Annotated in this window: 18 protein-coding genes; 6 read left to right on the top strand and 12 right to left on the bottom strand. The window is 66.0% G+C overall.

Translation table 11 applies throughout. The features are described 5' to 3' along the window. Positions 1-8 precede the first annotated feature (8 nt). A complete protein-coding gene (locus E2K76_RS07710; RefSeq protein WP_136683722.1) occupies positions 9-881 on the top strand; it encodes a cation diffusion facilitator family transporter in 873 nt (290 codons plus the stop codon). Next, positions 878-2,224: a glutamine synthetase family protein gene (locus E2K76_RS07705; RefSeq protein WP_136683721.1), complete on the top strand. Its 1,347-nt coding sequence runs from the start codon at positions 878-880 to the stop codon at positions 2,222-2,224. The genes E2K76_RS07710 and E2K76_RS07705 overlap by 4 nt, the downstream gene beginning before the upstream one ends. On the opposite strand, the gene E2K76_RS07700 is transcribed toward E2K76_RS07705, so the two are convergent. Further along, positions 2,204-2,860, bottom strand: coding sequence for a CbiX/SirB N-terminal domain-containing protein (locus tag E2K76_RS07700; RefSeq protein ID WP_136683720.1), 657 nt, complete (start codon positions 2,858-2,860; stop codon positions 2,204-2,206). The two genes, E2K76_RS07705 and E2K76_RS07700, sit on opposite strands and share 21 nt — an antisense overlap. A gap of 135 nt (positions 2,861-2,995) precedes the next feature. Between E2K76_RS07700 and E2K76_RS07695 the strand changes: the two genes are divergently transcribed. Next, positions 2,996-3,661, top strand: a complete 666-nt coding sequence (locus E2K76_RS07695; RefSeq protein WP_136683719.1) for a hypothetical protein — start codon at positions 2,996-2,998, stop codon at positions 3,659-3,661. On the opposite strand, the gene E2K76_RS07690 is transcribed toward E2K76_RS07695, so the two are convergent. From E2K76_RS07690 to E2K76_RS07675, 4 genes are all read right to left on the bottom strand, one after another. Next, the gene (locus E2K76_RS07690; RefSeq protein ID WP_136683718.1) at positions 3,662-4,741 is read right to left on the bottom strand and encodes a hybrid-cluster NAD(P)-dependent oxidoreductase; all 1,080 of its coding nucleotides are present in this window, start codon (positions 4,739-4,741) and stop codon (positions 3,662-3,664) included. It abuts the gene before it with no gap. Next, positions 4,738-5,976, bottom strand: coding sequence for an aromatic ring-hydroxylating oxygenase subunit alpha (locus E2K76_RS07685; RefSeq protein WP_136683717.1), 1,239 nt, complete (start codon positions 5,974-5,976; stop codon positions 4,738-4,740). The genes E2K76_RS07690 and E2K76_RS07685 overlap by 4 nt, the downstream gene beginning before the upstream one ends. A 219-nt stretch (positions 5,977-6,195) precedes the next feature. Continuing rightward, positions 6,196-6,453 carry a hypothetical protein gene (locus tag E2K76_RS07680; RefSeq protein WP_136683716.1) on the bottom strand — a complete coding sequence of 86 codons (258 nt, stop codon included), beginning with the start codon at positions 6,451-6,453 and terminating at the stop codon, positions 6,196-6,198. Continuing rightward, positions 6,453-6,947 carry a BON domain-containing protein gene (locus E2K76_RS07675; protein ID WP_136683715.1) on the bottom strand — a complete coding sequence of 165 codons (495 nt, stop codon included), beginning with the start codon at positions 6,945-6,947 and terminating at the stop codon, positions 6,453-6,455. Before E2K76_RS07675 ends, E2K76_RS07680 begins: the two co-directional genes overlap by 1 nt. Positions 6,948-7,022: 75 nt before the next feature. Here E2K76_RS07675 and E2K76_RS07670 point away from each other — a divergent pair, with 75 nt between their 5' ends. Then, positions 7,023-7,583 (top strand): DNA-3-methyladenine glycosylase, encoded by a 561-nt coding sequence (locus E2K76_RS07670; protein ID WP_136683714.1) that lies wholly within the window; start codon positions 7,023-7,025, stop codon positions 7,581-7,583. 24 nt (positions 7,584-7,607) lie between these two features. Then, the gene (locus E2K76_RS20290) at positions 7,608-7,766 is read left to right on the top strand and encodes a hypothetical protein (protein WP_169053239.1); all 159 of its coding nucleotides are present in this window, start codon (positions 7,608-7,610) and stop codon (positions 7,764-7,766) included. A 33-nt stretch (positions 7,767-7,799) separates the two neighbouring features. Here the strand turns inward: E2K76_RS20290 and E2K76_RS07665 are convergent, their stop codons facing one another. Further along, a complete protein-coding gene (locus E2K76_RS07665) occupies positions 7,800-8,144 on the bottom strand; it encodes a hypothetical protein (protein ID WP_136683713.1) in 345 nt (114 codons plus the stop codon). 99 nt (positions 8,145-8,243) lie between these two features. Between E2K76_RS07665 and E2K76_RS07660 the strand changes: the two genes are divergently transcribed. Beyond that, on the top strand, positions 8,244-8,429 hold the full coding sequence (locus E2K76_RS07660) for a DUF3008 family protein (protein WP_136683712.1): 186 nt from the start codon (positions 8,244-8,246) through the stop codon (positions 8,427-8,429). Here the strand turns inward: E2K76_RS07660 and E2K76_RS07655 are convergent. From E2K76_RS07655 to E2K76_RS07630, 6 genes are read right to left on the bottom strand one after another with little or no spacing between them, the layout of a single operon-like run. After that, complete coding sequence (locus E2K76_RS07655) at positions 8,419-9,417, bottom strand: DNA topoisomerase IB (protein WP_136683711.1); 999 nt, start codon at positions 9,415-9,417, stop codon at positions 8,419-8,421. The genes E2K76_RS07660 and E2K76_RS07655 overlap by 11 nt on opposite strands. 24 nt (positions 9,418-9,441) lie before the next feature. After that, positions 9,442-10,482, bottom strand: coding sequence for a HesA/MoeB/ThiF family protein (locus E2K76_RS07650; RefSeq protein WP_136683710.1), 1,041 nt, complete (start codon positions 10,480-10,482; stop codon positions 9,442-9,444). Next, entirely contained in the window at positions 10,479-10,946 is a 468-nt protein-coding gene (gene dut, locus E2K76_RS07645) for a dUTP diphosphatase (RefSeq protein WP_136683709.1), read from the bottom strand. The genes E2K76_RS07650 and dut overlap by 4 nt, the downstream gene beginning before the upstream one ends. Positions 10,947-10,956: 10 nt before the next feature. Continuing rightward, positions 10,957-12,141: a bifunctional phosphopantothenoylcysteine decarboxylase/phosphopantothenate--cysteine ligase CoaBC gene (gene coaBC, locus E2K76_RS07640; RefSeq protein WP_136683708.1), complete on the bottom strand. Its 1,185-nt coding sequence runs from the start codon at positions 12,139-12,141 to the stop codon at positions 10,957-10,959. Between the two features lie 46 nt (positions 12,142-12,187). Continuing rightward, a complete protein-coding gene (locus E2K76_RS07635; protein ID WP_136683707.1) occupies positions 12,188-12,934 on the bottom strand; it encodes a ChaN family lipoprotein in 747 nt (248 codons plus the stop codon). Beyond that, positions 12,934-13,809, bottom strand: a complete 876-nt coding sequence (locus E2K76_RS07630) for an RNA polymerase factor sigma-32 (protein ID WP_136683706.1) — start codon at positions 13,807-13,809, stop codon at positions 12,934-12,936. Before E2K76_RS07630 ends, E2K76_RS07635 begins: the two co-directional genes overlap by 1 nt. Positions 13,810-14,027 lie beyond the last annotated feature (218 nt).

Raw genomic sequence — 14,027 nt, 5'->3', positions numbered from 1 at the left:
CTGCCGCCATGGAATCGCGCACCAAGTTGAACCTTCAGGCCGGTCTTGCCTCGCTGCTGGTCGCCTCCACGCTGGTGGGGTTGAAGCTGTGGGCGATGGGCGAGACGGGGGCGCTGTCGATCGCGGCCTCGTTGGCCGACAGTGCGATGGACCTGATGATGTCGCTGGGCGCGATGGCGGCCATCTTCTATGCCGCCCGCCCCGCCGATGACGATCACGCCTTCGGCCATTCCTCGGCCGAGGATATTGCGGCTTTGGGTCAGGCGGTGTTCATCCTGATCTCGGCCGCCGTGATCGCGGTCGCCGCAGTGCTGCGGCTTTTGTCCGACGATCCGGCGCCGCTGCAATCCGAGGCGCGCGGCATGGCCGTCATGGGCGTGTCGATCCTGCTGACGTTGGCGCTGGTCTGGTGGCAGGGGCGCATCGCGCGGGCCACGGGCAGCAAGGTCGTGGCCGCCGACCGTCTGCATTATCTGGGCGATCTGGTGCCGAATATCGGGGCCATCGTGTCGCTGTTCGCGGCCAGCCGCCTTGGGCTTGCGCAGATCGACAGCGTGGTGGCCCTTGGCGCGGCGGCGATGCTGGCCATCGGCGCGCTGCGGATCGGGCGCGGGGCGTTCGACGCGCTGATGGACCGTCAGGCCGACCCCGAACTGCTGCGCGGCATCCACACGCTGGCAGATAACTGGCCCGGCGTGCGCGGGTTTCACGACCTGAAAAGCCGCACTGCCGGAAGCCGCGTATTCATCAATCTGCATATCGAGCTGGACGGCGATCTGACCCTGCGCGAGGCGCATGAGATCGGCGCGGGGCTGAAACGCACGATCCTGCTGGCCTATCCGCAGGCCGATGTCATCATCCACAAGGACGTCGCAAGATGAGCGAAGCCGAATCCTTCCTTGCCGCCCATCCCGATATCGAGGCCATCGACATCGTCCTGCACGATGCGAACGGCGTCGGGCGTGGCAAGATCATCCGGCGGCACGAACTGGCGGGGCTTTACGAACAGGGGCGGCATCTTCCGGTCTCGATCCTGGGCCTCGATATCTGCGGCGAGGATGTGCACGAGACGGGGCTGATCTGGGACAAGGGCGACGGCGATCAGCGCGCATGGCCCATTCCCGGCACGCTTGTTCCGCTGCACGGCACCAACCGGGCCGAAGTGCTGATGTCGGTGCACGAGCTGGACGGCACCCCCGCCGGATCGGACCCGCGTCATGCCTTGCAACGACAGGTGAATGCCTTCGCCGCCGAAGGTTTGCGCCCCGCAGGTGCGTTCGAGCTGGAGTTCTTTCTGCTGGCGAACGAGCGTGACGCCCATGGCCGCATCCAGCCCGCCCGCGACGTGCTGGACGGGCGCGCGACGACGCGGACCGAAGTCTATTCCGTCGATCACCTGCACGGGATGCTGCCGCTGTTTAACGACATCTATGCCGGGGCGGCCAAGGCGGGGATCAGGGCCGAGACGATGATCTCGGAATTCGCGCCGGGGCAATACGAGCTGACGCTGCATTACCGCACCGACGTGATGCAGTCTGCCGACGATCTGGTGCGGCTGAAACGCATCGTGCGGGCGCAGGCGCGGGCGCATGGCGTGACCGCCTGCTTCATGGCCAAACCGTTCGAACAGTTCGCGGGATCGGGGATGCATTTCCACGTCTCGCTTCAGGGCGATGGAGGTAACGTCTTTGCCGAAACAGGCAAAGGCTGGTCCGACACGATCCGTCATGCCATCGGCGGGCTGCGCGAGACGATGGCGGAGTCCATGCTGGTCTTCGCGCCCCATGCAAATTCGTGGCGCCGGTTCGCTTCGCAAAGCTATGCCCCCGTCTCGCCGACATGGGGGGTCAACAACCGATCCGTCGCACTGCGTATTCCTGCGGGCGACGTGCGCGCCCGGCGGATCGAACATCGGCCCGCCGGGGTGGACGCGAACCCCTATCTGGTGGCAGCGACGGTGCTGGCGGGCATTCGCCACGGCATCGCGAACCGGATCGATCCGGGGGCGGAAACCGTCGGCAACGGCTATGAAGCCGCGCCCGATCCGACCATGCCGACCGACTGGCGCGAGGCGATCCGGGCGGCCCAAGGCTCGGCCTTTCTGAAGGATGCGCTGGGCGATGATCTGCACCGCACCTTCACCGCCATCAAGGCGGCGGAACTGGCGCGCGTGTCGCGCACGATCCCTGAACTCGATTTCGACCTATACCTGCACACCGTCTAGCGCCGCGGCGATGATGCCCGGCACGGATGGGTGCAGCCCGACGGGGTCCAGCAGCGGCCCGCGAAAGCCGCCCGCCGCCAGTCCTTTGGGCAGATCCTCGATCACATGACCGCCCCGCGCGGCGAAGAAGGGCAGACAGGCGGCGTCCGGCATCGCGGCGGCCACTTCGGCGATCTGCGGCTGCTGGTCGATGAAGGCGGCGCGGGCGGGAACGCCCATCGCCTCGATCTTGGCGCAGATGTCATGGGCGATCTGCGACGGGGCCTTGCTGCGGAACGACCCATGCGCAGCCAAAAGGATCGGTCGCCCCGCGCCACGGGCAAGATCCAGCGTCAGCGCCTCGATCGCCGGATCGGTGCCGAAGGGCGGCAGGATGCGCCATCCCTCGCCCCCGGCATCGCGAAGGCGTTGCGGCAGATGGACCTGCGTGAACCAGCCGCCCGCCATGAACAGGGGATAGACCAGCCCCGCCCCCGCGACAGCTTCGCGCAAAGCCTCCCCTTCGGCCAGCGTGACCGAGCGGACATCCCACCCCGTCAGATGGTCCTGCACCTTGCCCGCAAGCAGGGCGATCTCTGCCGCCGCGGGCCCGGGGTCCGAGGGCTGCCCGTGGGCGATGATGAGTGCGCGCTTCATGCCGCAACCATAGCGCCACGGGGCGCCGATACCAGCCGTGGCAGGATGACAACACCACGACGGAAATGTAACGAAAATAATTGCAGTCCGAACGTTCGGATATATCTTAGGTCCTCAACCATCAGGATCGTCGCCATGCCACGCCCCAGCTTTCGGTCGCTCGCCGTCTTTCTCGTCATCCTTCCGCTGGCCCTGCTGATCTGGGATGCGTCGCGGCTGGACGACATCGCCCTGATCTTCAAGGAAGACCATTCCATCGAAGTCGTCTCGGTCCTGCTTCTGGCGGTGGGCGTGGTGCTGTGGTTCACGCTGGCTGGACGCTATGCCCTGTCCGAATGGCAGATCCCGGCACTTTTGACGTTGATGGCCGCGCGCGAGTTGGATTTCGACAAACGCTTCACCGATGCGGGCCTGCTGAAGCTGCGCACCTATACCGGCGATGCGCCGATGATGACCAAACTGGTGGGCGGCGCGATCATCCTTCTGGTGCTGGTGGCCAGCTATCGCCTGCTTCGTCGCAACCTGCCCTTCTGGTGGGTGCGGCTGCGCGAAGGACATGCCGATGCGTTCCTGATCCTTGGTGCGTTCCTGACGGGCGTTCTGGCCAAGGGGCTGGACGGTCTGGCCCGCAAGCTGGAACCGCTGGGCGTCGCGGTGCCGCAGAACATCGACATGTTCGCAGGACGCACCGAGGAAGCGTTGGAGCTTCTGTGCTACTGGATGCTGTGTATCACGATCGCGCGGATGACGGCGGTGAAATACGCCGCCATCCTGCATCCCAAAGCCATCCCGGCCGAGTGATTAGACCTCGACCACGACCTTCCCGATCGGGTTGGAACAACAGGCGAGGATATAGCCTTCTTCGATATCCTCGTCGGAAATCCCGCCGTTATGGACCATGTGGACCTCGCCTTCGGTCTTCATGATCTTGCAGGTGCCGCACAAACCAAAGGTGCAGCCGGACGGAATGTTCAACCCGCTGGCCCGCGCCACCGCCAGCACCGTGTCGGTCTGCGCACAGGACACCGTCTTGCCCGAGGCGCTGAACGTGATCTCGGCGCTGGTATCGGCATCGGGCACCACATCGTCCAGAAGCGGCGAATCGCCGTCCGTCTCGATCGGGGCCTGGAAGCTTTCCTGGTGATACCGGCTCATGTCATAGCCAAGCGCGTTCAGCATGTCGCGCACGGCCTGCATGAACGGCTCGGGGCCACAGCAGAACACCTCGCGTTCCAGATAGTCTGGCGCCATCAGGCCCAGCATCAGCTGGTTGAAGAAGCCGCGATACCCGGTCCATGCGCGCCAGCGGTCGGGTTCCTCGACCACGAAACGGACGACGAAGCCGGGAACCCGCGTCGCCATATGTTCAAGCTGTTCGCGGAAGATGATCTCGGACGGGCGCTTGGCCGCGTTGATGAAGACGATGTCCGGCTCGGTCCCCTGATCCCACAGGAAGGTGGACATCGAATACATCGGCGTCACGCCCGACCCTGCGCTGATGAACAGGTATTTCGGCGACGGGTGATGGGCGGTCGAAAACAGCCCACCCGGCCCCACCGCCTTCAGCCGCACGCCGGGCGCAAGATTGTCCAGCATCCAGCGCGTGCCGATGCTGGTATTGGGCTGCGCCTTGGCCGTGATCGAGATCGACAGCGGGCGCGAGGGCGAGGACGAGATCGTGTAGGTCCGCCAGACCGTCCCCGATTCCGCCGGAATCTCCAACGTCAGGAACTGGCCGGGAAGATAGTCGAACCACGCCCCCGAAGGGGCGCGGAAGACGAAGGTCGCGACGTTCGGCGCCTCCGGCACCACCATCACGCATTCAATTTCTTCGCTGTCGCGCCAGGGGGCGGTGCGGGCGGGGCCGAATGTCGCGTTCATTCTGCGGCCATCGCCGTGCGCGGGGTCAGACGGTCGGTCATCGTGTTCGCATACCAGTCGATGAACTGGATCACGCCTTCCTCTTGCAGCTTGGAATAGGGGCCGGGTTCATAGGCGGGCGACAGGATGCCCTTCTGGTTCTCCTCGACCACCAGCCGGTCTTCGTCATTGGTGTTCAACCAGACGGTGGTCAGATCCGTCAGATCATAGTCCACGCCCTCGACCGCGTCCTTGTGGACCAGCCATTTCGTTGTCACCTCGGTCGTGGTGGGCGACAGCGGCACGATGCGGAAGACGATGGCATGATCGCCAAGGAAGTGGTTCCAGGTGTTGGGATAGTGATAGAACAGCAGCGCGCCCGCGTCGTTGAAGGGCATCGCGCCCATGCGCTTCTTCACCGCCGCCTTCGTGCTCATGGTATAGCTTTCGGCGTTGTTCAGCAGCGGAATGCGCGCCAGACGCCACTGGAACCCCGGATCGTTGACGAAACGCGACGGCAGACCCGCCGCTTCGCAGCGGTGCCAATGTTCCAGAATGTCGGGGCTGGCACTGTCGGGGCCTTCCATCGCGGTCATGTTCGGGTTGTCGGAATAGGTCCGGCACAGCGACGGATGCGCCCCGCCGCAGTGGTAGCATTCGCGGTTGTTCTCGAACACCAGCTTCCAGTTGCCGTTCTCCACGATGGTGGACGAGAACGCCACCTTGGCATCCGCCAGACCCGAGGGCGCGACATATTCCGTCAGCTTGCCTGCCACGGTGTCGAAATCGGGCGGCGTCTCGTTCAGGCAGATGAAGACCATCCCGTTGACTTCGCGCAGGGCGATCGGCTTCAGGCTGTATTTGGAGGGATCGAAATCCGGCCCCATGTCGCGGGCGAACAAAAGCCGCCCGTCATGTTCATAGGTCCACTGGTGATAGGGGCAGACCAGCTTCGGCGTTGATCCCACCAGTTTCGAACACAGCCGTTGCCCGCGGTGACGGCAGACGTTGTGGAAGGCGCGCAACTGCTTGTCCGACCCGCGCGTGATGACCACCGGATAGGCGCCGACCTGAAGCGTGACGAAATTGCCGGTCTTGGGGATTTCGCAGGCCGGAATGGCGAACAGCCATTCACGATACCACAGGTTCTCCATGTCCAGCTGGAACACGCCGGGATCGCAATACAGATCCCGTTCCAGCGCATGGGCCGGCTTGCGCCGGTTCAGGGCCGAAAGCATCTCATGTCCGTCCAGCATCTTTGCCTCCGAAGGCCACAAGGGCCGAAGTGGGTTGCAGCAGGCGTAAGCCTTTCGCCTGACATAATCCGCGCCGCATCGGGACTTGCGCTTTGGGGCGACATTTGCCGGTCGGGACGCGACATCTGCCGCGAAAGGCCCGCGGTGGATGGGATCAGGATAGGCTGCCGGATGGCGCCGACGTGCCGGAACTCGACATTCCGGCGTCCATTTCGGACATCACTCGGCGGGCAACGCCGCGCAGGCTTGCCGCACCGCCTCGGGACCGGGGGTGCCTTCGGTCGGATCGGCGGCGCAATCCCGGCGCACGGTGGCGCGGTCTTCTTCGGTCAGAAGTGCCCAGTTCTGCGCGACCTCCTCAGCCGGGCGCAGGGTGGTGAAATCGGCGTCCGAGAAAAGAGCCGTCGTTACCGATTCGGGCCATTGCGCGGCAGATGCGGCGCCTGTGGTCAGCAGCAGGATCAGCAGCGCGCGCATCAGATCGAAGACCCGATCGTCAACTCGTTCCGCAAGGCACGAAGCCCGTGGATCTCTGCCAGCAGCCGCCCGGCCCTTTCGCGTTCGGCAAGGCTCGCGACCCGCCCGGTCAGCGTGACGATGCCGCGGTCGGCACGTATCTCTATTCCGCCGATCGCGATCCCGTCCGCATCCGACAACCGCGCGGCAACGGCATCCAGCAGCGCCGCATCCCGCGCGCCGCTTGGAGCCGAGATGTCGTCCACCCGCCGCAATTCGGCATTGTGATCGCCGAGCCACGACGCGACCTCGTCCGCAGCCCTTTGGATCATCCCCCGGTCCTTTCGCGGATGGCGCGCGGCAAAGCCGTCCCGGTCGTTGTAATAGGCCCCATAGCCCGCCCGCCTGTCGCCGTAATCCGCAATACGGCTGGTGCCGAAATCGTCGTATCCGCCGGTCCGAAGCCGTTGGCCACGGTAAAGCGGCGTTTCCTCGGGGTCATGCATATGGGCCATGGCACATCCTCCTTGCGCTGCCGAAGGAACAACGATGCCGCCTTCATTGTTCCCCCCGGTTGCAAAGGATGCCCGATGACCTGTCTTCTCCCCGAATGGTTCGACCGCGACGCCCCCGCCGTGGCCCGCGATCTTGTGGGCGCGGTGCTGACCCTACGCGGTGCGGGCGGCCGCATCGTGGAAACGGAGGCCTATACGCAGACCGATCCTGCCTCGCACAGCTTTCGCGGGCCGGGGCTTCGCAACCGTTCGATGTTCGGGCCGCCTGGGCGCGCCTATGTCTACCGATCGTATGGTATCCACTGGTGCCTGAATGTCGTCTGCCGCGCCGGCGAGGCGGTGCTGATCCGCGCGATGGAGCCAACGCATGGGGTGACTGAAATGGCCGCGCGGCGCGGCACGGATGCCTTGCGCGCGCTGTGTTCCGGGCCGGGAAAACTCGGTCAGGCGCTTGGCATCGGGCTGGATGATGACGGCGGCGATCTGTGCATCGATGCTGGCCTGCCCTGCGCCGTGATCGCCGGTCCCCGCATCGGCATCACCCGCGCGGTCGACGTCCCGTGGCGCTTCGGCGAAAAAGGCTCGCCCTTCCTCAGCCGCCCGTTCCGGGAACATAGCGGCAGGGCACTCCGTTGATCCATGCAAGGAAAGGAGGCCCCAATGACAGGCCCGCGCGACCCCGTCCAACCCGGCGATCCGGCACCCGGCCCGGACCCCGACACCTATCCCGATCCGATGCCGGACCCCGACCCGATCCCACCGGGCGAGGACCCCAACCTGCCCCAGCCGGGCGAGGTGATCCCGCCCATCCACGGTTGACGCATGGCGCGCCCCTTGTGGGCGCGCCTTTCGCTATGGGCTGGTGCTGCCTGCGGGCGGCGCATCGGCATCCGCCGGGCTGTTCGGCGACGTGGCGTTCGGCGCGGCGGGTTCGGCAGAGTTGGTCTCCGGACGCGTCACCTCGGCCTCGGGCGTAACCCGGGGCGCGCCTGCGGTGCCGCCGCTCTGCGGCTCCTCGGCACCGGTGCGCCCGTCGATCTGCGTTTCGGCCCCGGCGGGGGCATTCCCCTCGGTCGCCTCCTGGCCGAACCACCATGTCAGGATGATCGCAACGAAGATCAGAACCGCCGTGATGCCTATCAACGGCCCCGCATGGCGTCTTTTCTGGCGGTCGAGGTCGGATTCGGGTTGGCTCATCGTTCTTCTCCCCTTTTGCCGATCAACGCCGGGCATGGGCGAGGGTTCCCGGAACACCCCGCCCCGTCCGCAGTTGTCCAGCGATGAAAGGAGTGCATCATGCCCGCAAAATCGAAATCCCAGCAAAAGGCGGCTGGCGCCGCCCTGTCGGCAAAACGCGGCGACACCAAGAAAAGCGAGTTGAAGGGCGCGTCGAAGCAGATGGCGCAGTCCATGTCGGAAAAAGAGCTGGAGGAGATGGCCTCCACCAGCCGCAAGGGCAAGCCCGACCACGTCAAGAGGTAAGAAAGCCCAGCATCCGCCGTTCCTCGGCCCGCAATTCCGCATCGCCCTCGGGGGTCACGCCTTCCAAAAGGGTGATGCGGTCCTCGGGGGTCAGCGTCGAAAGTGCAAGGATGCGGGGGTGGATGTAGGATTTGCGCGCGATGGCTGCGGTATTGGCCAGAACGTCGGCGGCGGCATTCGCCATCATCCGGATCGGTAGCGCCCCTTCCGCCGCCCGTGCCGCGCCGAACGCTGCCAGCGATCCGCCCCATGTCCGGAAAGTCTTCGCCGTCGCCCCCACCACGCCCGACCCTTCCGCGATATAGCTGTTCAGATGCTGCGAGGAGACCGGACGCGGCTCGCCTTCCTCGTCGATCCACGAAAAAAGGTGGCGGCCGGGCAGATCGCCGATCTCCTGCATGATCCGGTGCAGCCGTTTGTCGCGCAGGATCTGCGTGACCGGCTTGCCGCCCTTGGCGCGGAATTTCAGCCGCACCGCCCCATCGGACAACGAGACATGGCGCGGCAGCAGCGTCGTTGCGCCGAAGGTCTTGTTTTCCAACGTATAGGCCGGGGTGCCGATGCGAAGATACGCGCGGTCGATCAGCATCGTCATCGCGGCAAGGCTGAAGTCCAGATCGCCAGCCTCGCCCTTCAGATCGCGCAGCACGCGGCGGCGCAGGCGGCCCAGCCCCTGCCCGAATTGCGGCAGATGGTCGTATTTCGCTCCCGACCGCCAAAGGCCCCAGTCGGGATGATACCGATACTGCTTGCGACCGCGCACATCGTATCCCGTCGCCTGAAGGTGGCCGTTGGGCAAAGGGCAGATCCAGACGCGCTCATAGGCGGGTGGAACGGCAAGGGCGAGCACGCGGGCGCGCTCCGTGTCATCGATGCGGCGTCCGTTCGGACCGATATAGGTGAATCCCCGCCCCGACCGCTTTCGTCGGATACCCGGCATCCTGTCTTCGACGTAAACAAGACCTTCGGGAACGGAGACTTCTGTCATCGGGGGCTCCTTGCTTGCAGCCCCTCAACTGCGCGAAACCATCCCATGTTCCCCGCAGATCGGACATTCCGCGCGTGAGCGCACGGTTATCGACCGCGTTTCGGCATAGAGCGCATCGTGCAGGATCAGGCGGTTCGCGAGCCCCTGCCCCGCGCCGGTCAGGTGCTTCACCGCTTCGGTCGCCATCATCGCACCGAGGATGCCGGGAAGCGGGGCCGCGACCCCCGCCTCGGCACAGGAAGGCACCAGTCCGGGCGCGGGCCGGACCGGAAAGACGCATTCATAGCAGGCCGTGCCCCGCGCAGGATCGTAAAGCCCGATCTGCCCTTCCCATTGCGTGATCGCACCGGCGATCAACGGACGCCCCGCCTGTGCCGCAAGCCGGTTCACAAGGTATCGCGTGTCGAAGTTGTCGGTCCCGTCGAGGATCAGGTCATAGGCGGACAGGTCATCCTGCGGCCCGAGATGCCGCGCCAGCGCCGTGACCGCGACGAACGGGTTCAGCGCCCGCATCGCCATTGCCGCGGACTCTGCCTTGTTCATTCCGATCCGCGCATCGGCGTGGATGACCTGCCGCTGAAGATTGGAGTTCTCCACCGCGTCGCCATCCATCACGGTGATCCGCCCCACCCCCGCGCCCGCAAGGTAAAGCAGCACGGGCGCGCCAAGCCCTCCCGCGCCCACCACCAGCACGTTCGCCTGTTTCAACGCACGCTGGCCGGGGCCGCCAACCTCTCGCAGCAGGATATGGCGGGAATAACGGTCGAGCTCCGTGTCGGAAAACAGCCCGCGGCGCGGTGCCTCGGCAGGCCGCGCCCGCGCGCGCAGGCGCAGAAGCAGTGCGCGATACCCCGCGATGCCCGCGCCCACCACGCCCAGCGCCAGCCAGACCCGCGCATCGCCCCCCGTTGCCAGCCGCAAGGGCGCATCCGGCGGCAGCACCAGATGCAGCAGCACAGCCCCCAGCCAGACCGCCCCCACCATCGCCCAGCGCAGCCGAGTCGGCGCCCCGACCAGACGGCCCAGCCCCCAAAGCGCCGCGGCAAGGGCGATGACGGCGATCATTTCGTGCCGGTGGACCCGAAGCCGCCCGCGCCGCGCACCGTTTCGGACAGGCTGTCCACCAATTCGAACCGGGCCTGCACCACGGGGGCAACGATCATCTGCGCGATCCGCTCGCCATGCGCGACGGTATAGGGGTCATAGCCAAGGTTGATGAGGATCACCCCAAGCAGGCCGCGATAGTCATGGTCGATCGTGCCGGGCGTGTTCGGCAGGCTGATGCCGTATTTCAGCGCAAGGCCGGAACGCGGGCGTATCTGCACCTCGAACCCTTCGGGAATTTCCAGCCGCAGCCCGGTCGGGATCAGCGCGCGCTGCATCGGCGCAAGGAAGATGCCACCATGGCGCAGTTCGGGCGCAAGGTTCGCGCGCAGATCCGCCCCCGCCGCGCCATGGGTCGCATATTCGGGCAGCGGGATGGCGCGGTCTGCGCCCTCGTCCCACATCACGCGCAGAAGCGGTGCCATCGTCATCTCCTTACAATGTCTTTGCGATTTCTTCGGCAAGGCGGCGGGCGACCAGATCCTTGGTCATGCGCGGCCATGTGTCCGACCCGTCCTGCCGGATGATCGTCACGGCATTCTCGGTCCCGCCCATGATCCCGGTGGCGGGCGAGACGTCATTGGCCACGATCCAGTCGCAGCCCTTGCGGGCCAGCTTGGCCGTGGCATGGGCGATCACGTCATCGGTTTCGGCCGCGAAGCCGACGACCAGCGCGGGCCGCTGCGGCCCCTTGGAAATGGTGGCGAGGATGTCCGGGTTTTCGGCAAATTCAAGCGCCGGGGCATTGCCCGCCTGCTTCTTCATCTTGGATTCGCTGGCATTGGCGACATGCCAATCCGCCACCGCCGCCGCAAAGACCGCCGCATCCGCAGGCAGCGCCGCCTGCACGGCGGCCAGCATCTGGCTCGCCGTTTCCACCCGCACGACATGCGCGCCCTCGGGCGGCGGCACGGTGGCGGGGCCGGTCACGAAGGTCACCCGCGCGCCCAGCGCCAGCAGCGCCCGCGCCAGTGCCGTCCCCTGCGCCCCCGAAGATCGGTTGGCGATATAACGCACCGGGTCGATCGGCTCATGCGTCGGGCCGGAGGTGACAAGCACATGCCGCCCCGCCAGCGGCCCCGCCGCGAAAGCCGCCTCCACCGCTGCGACGATCTCCAGCGGTTCCGACATGCGGCCCGGACCGTATTCGCCGCAGGCCATATCGCCTTCGTTCGGGCCGGTGAACAGCACGCCGTCGCCGCGCAGCACCGCGAGGTTGCGCTGCGTCGCAGGGTGGTTCCACATCCGCACGTTCATGGCCGGGGCCACCAGCACCCGCGTATCCGTGGCAAGCAGCAGGGTCGAGGCAAGGTCGTCCGCCCGCCCCTGCGCCATCCTAGCCAGCAGATCCGCCGTGGCCGGGGCCACCACGATCAGGTCCGCCGAACGCGAAAGCTGGATATGGCCCATCTCGGCCTCGTCCGTCAGGTCGAACAGGTCACGGTAAACCTTGTTCGCCGCCAGTGCGGACACCGAAAGCGGGGTCACGAATTCCTCGGCCGCGCGGGTCAGCACCGGGGTCACGGATGCACCACGTTCACGCAGCCGCCGGATCAGGTCCAGCGCCTTGAAGGCCGCGATGCCGCCGCCGATCACCAGAAGGATACGTTTGCCGCGCATAGGAGCCTCTCGTTTTCCCAAGCTTTAGGCGTGGCGACGCGGCGCTTCAACCGCCAAAGGCGGCGCAGGGGTCCTCGCGGTCCGGCGCGGGCGCGGTCAGCCACAGATCGAACGGCTGATCGCCCTCGCCTTCGACCTGCCCGACGGACAGCACGCGCAGATCGGGGGCGGCTTCGGCCAGAACCGCCGGCACCGCATCCAGCCGCGCATGGCCGGACCCGGCAATCAGCACCACCGGCCCGCCCGTTTCGACATGGGCCGCGATCACCGCGCGGGCAAGCTCCGCATCCCGCAGACGCTGGGCCTCGACCATGCCGGGCAACGCCTCGTCCGGCAGGGCGTTGCAATGGGCAGCCTGCTGTTCCGCCTCCAGCGCCGCCTGATCCGGCAAAGCGCGGGCAAGCCCGAACCGCGCGGAATCTTCGCCGAACACGGACGCGGCGCCTTCGGTCATCGCGCGGCGGATCACCTCGCGCCCCGGATCGCCGCCGAAGATCGGCGCATCGGTGGCGTCGAAGATTGGCCGATACATGTCGGAATTCGGCCATGTCCAGCCAAGGCTGTCCCATGTGCCGTCATAGGCCCCTGCCTGCGCGGGGGTCAGCATCTCGAACACCAGCGCGGCGGGCTGTATCGCCGCGACGGCGGCGGCCTGATGCCGATGATGGAGGGGATTGTCATGCACCTCGCCCAGGATCACCACGTCGGCGGCGGGCAGGGAATGCAAACGCTCCGGCCCAATTTCCTCGGCCCGGAGCGGGGTCGCCAGCAAGAGCAAGGCAAGGATGCGCATCACAGGAAGTGATGCACCTCCCGGCTTTGGGTTTCAAGGCTGCGGCGCATCTTGCCGAAGGCGGCGGCTTCCAACTGGCGGACGCGTTCCTTTGACAGTCCAAGCTCCTCGCCCAGCGATTCCAGCGTGCGGGGCGCCTCGCGCAGTTTGCGTTCGGTCACGATGAACCGCTCGCGCTGATTCAGCCCCTGGATCGCGATGATCAACCAGTTGCGCAGATGCGCGGCGTCATGGGCACCTTCGACCGTCTCGGCGGCCTGCGCGCTGTCGTCTTCCAGCGCGTCGATCCATTCGCGGCCTTCATCCTCGGCGGATTGCGTCGCGTTGAGCGAAAAGTCGGTGCCCGAAAGGCGGCCTTCCATCATCTCGACATCGGCCAGCGGCACGCCCACTTCGGTGGCGATCATGTGGCGCAACTGATGTGCGTCCAGCGTCTCGCCCCGGCTCTCGGCCTCGCGCTCCAGCTTGGCCTGAACGCGGCGCAGGTTGAAGAACAGCGCCTTCTGGCTGGACGTGGACCCGGTGCGGACCATCGACCAGTTCCGCATGACGTAATCCTGGATCGACGCCTTGATCCACCATACGGCATAGGTCGAGAATCGCACGCCGCGATCGGGGTCGAACTTGTCGGCGGCCTTCATCAGCCCAAGGCTCGCCTCCTGGATCAGATCGTTCATCGGCGCGCCATAGCGGCGGAACTTCGACGCCATGGAAATCGCAAGTCGCATATAGGCGGTGATGAGGCGATGCAGCGCCGCCTCGTCGCGTTGGTCGCGCCACGCATAGGCAAGGCGAAGCTCGGTTTCGGCATCCAGCAATTCGGCCTTCATGGCCTTGCGGGACATCGTCTGGTCGCTGAAAGCATCAAGTGGCATCCGGCACTCCCTCAGTTTTTTGAGCCATCGCGATGGTCGTTGCCATCTCGCTTGACGTTAGGAAGCACAGCCACATGTATCAGTGTCGGTGCCCACCCGGGTTCTGCCGTCTCAACGACGATGCCCGCGCGCTAGTTCCCGAAAAATATTCGGCAAGGGGCTTTTTCTTTGTGTGCCGTGATGATTGAGCTACTCCCCTGAAATCGGACAGTGACGGA

The organism is Falsirhodobacter xinxiangensis (assembly GCF_004959935.1).
GTDB classification, from domain to species: Bacteria; Pseudomonadota; Alphaproteobacteria; order Rhodobacterales; family Rhodobacteraceae; genus Falsirhodobacter; species Falsirhodobacter xinxiangensis.
Note: the sequence above shows the minus strand (reverse complement) of the source record. Positions and strands in the feature narration are given on the sequence as shown.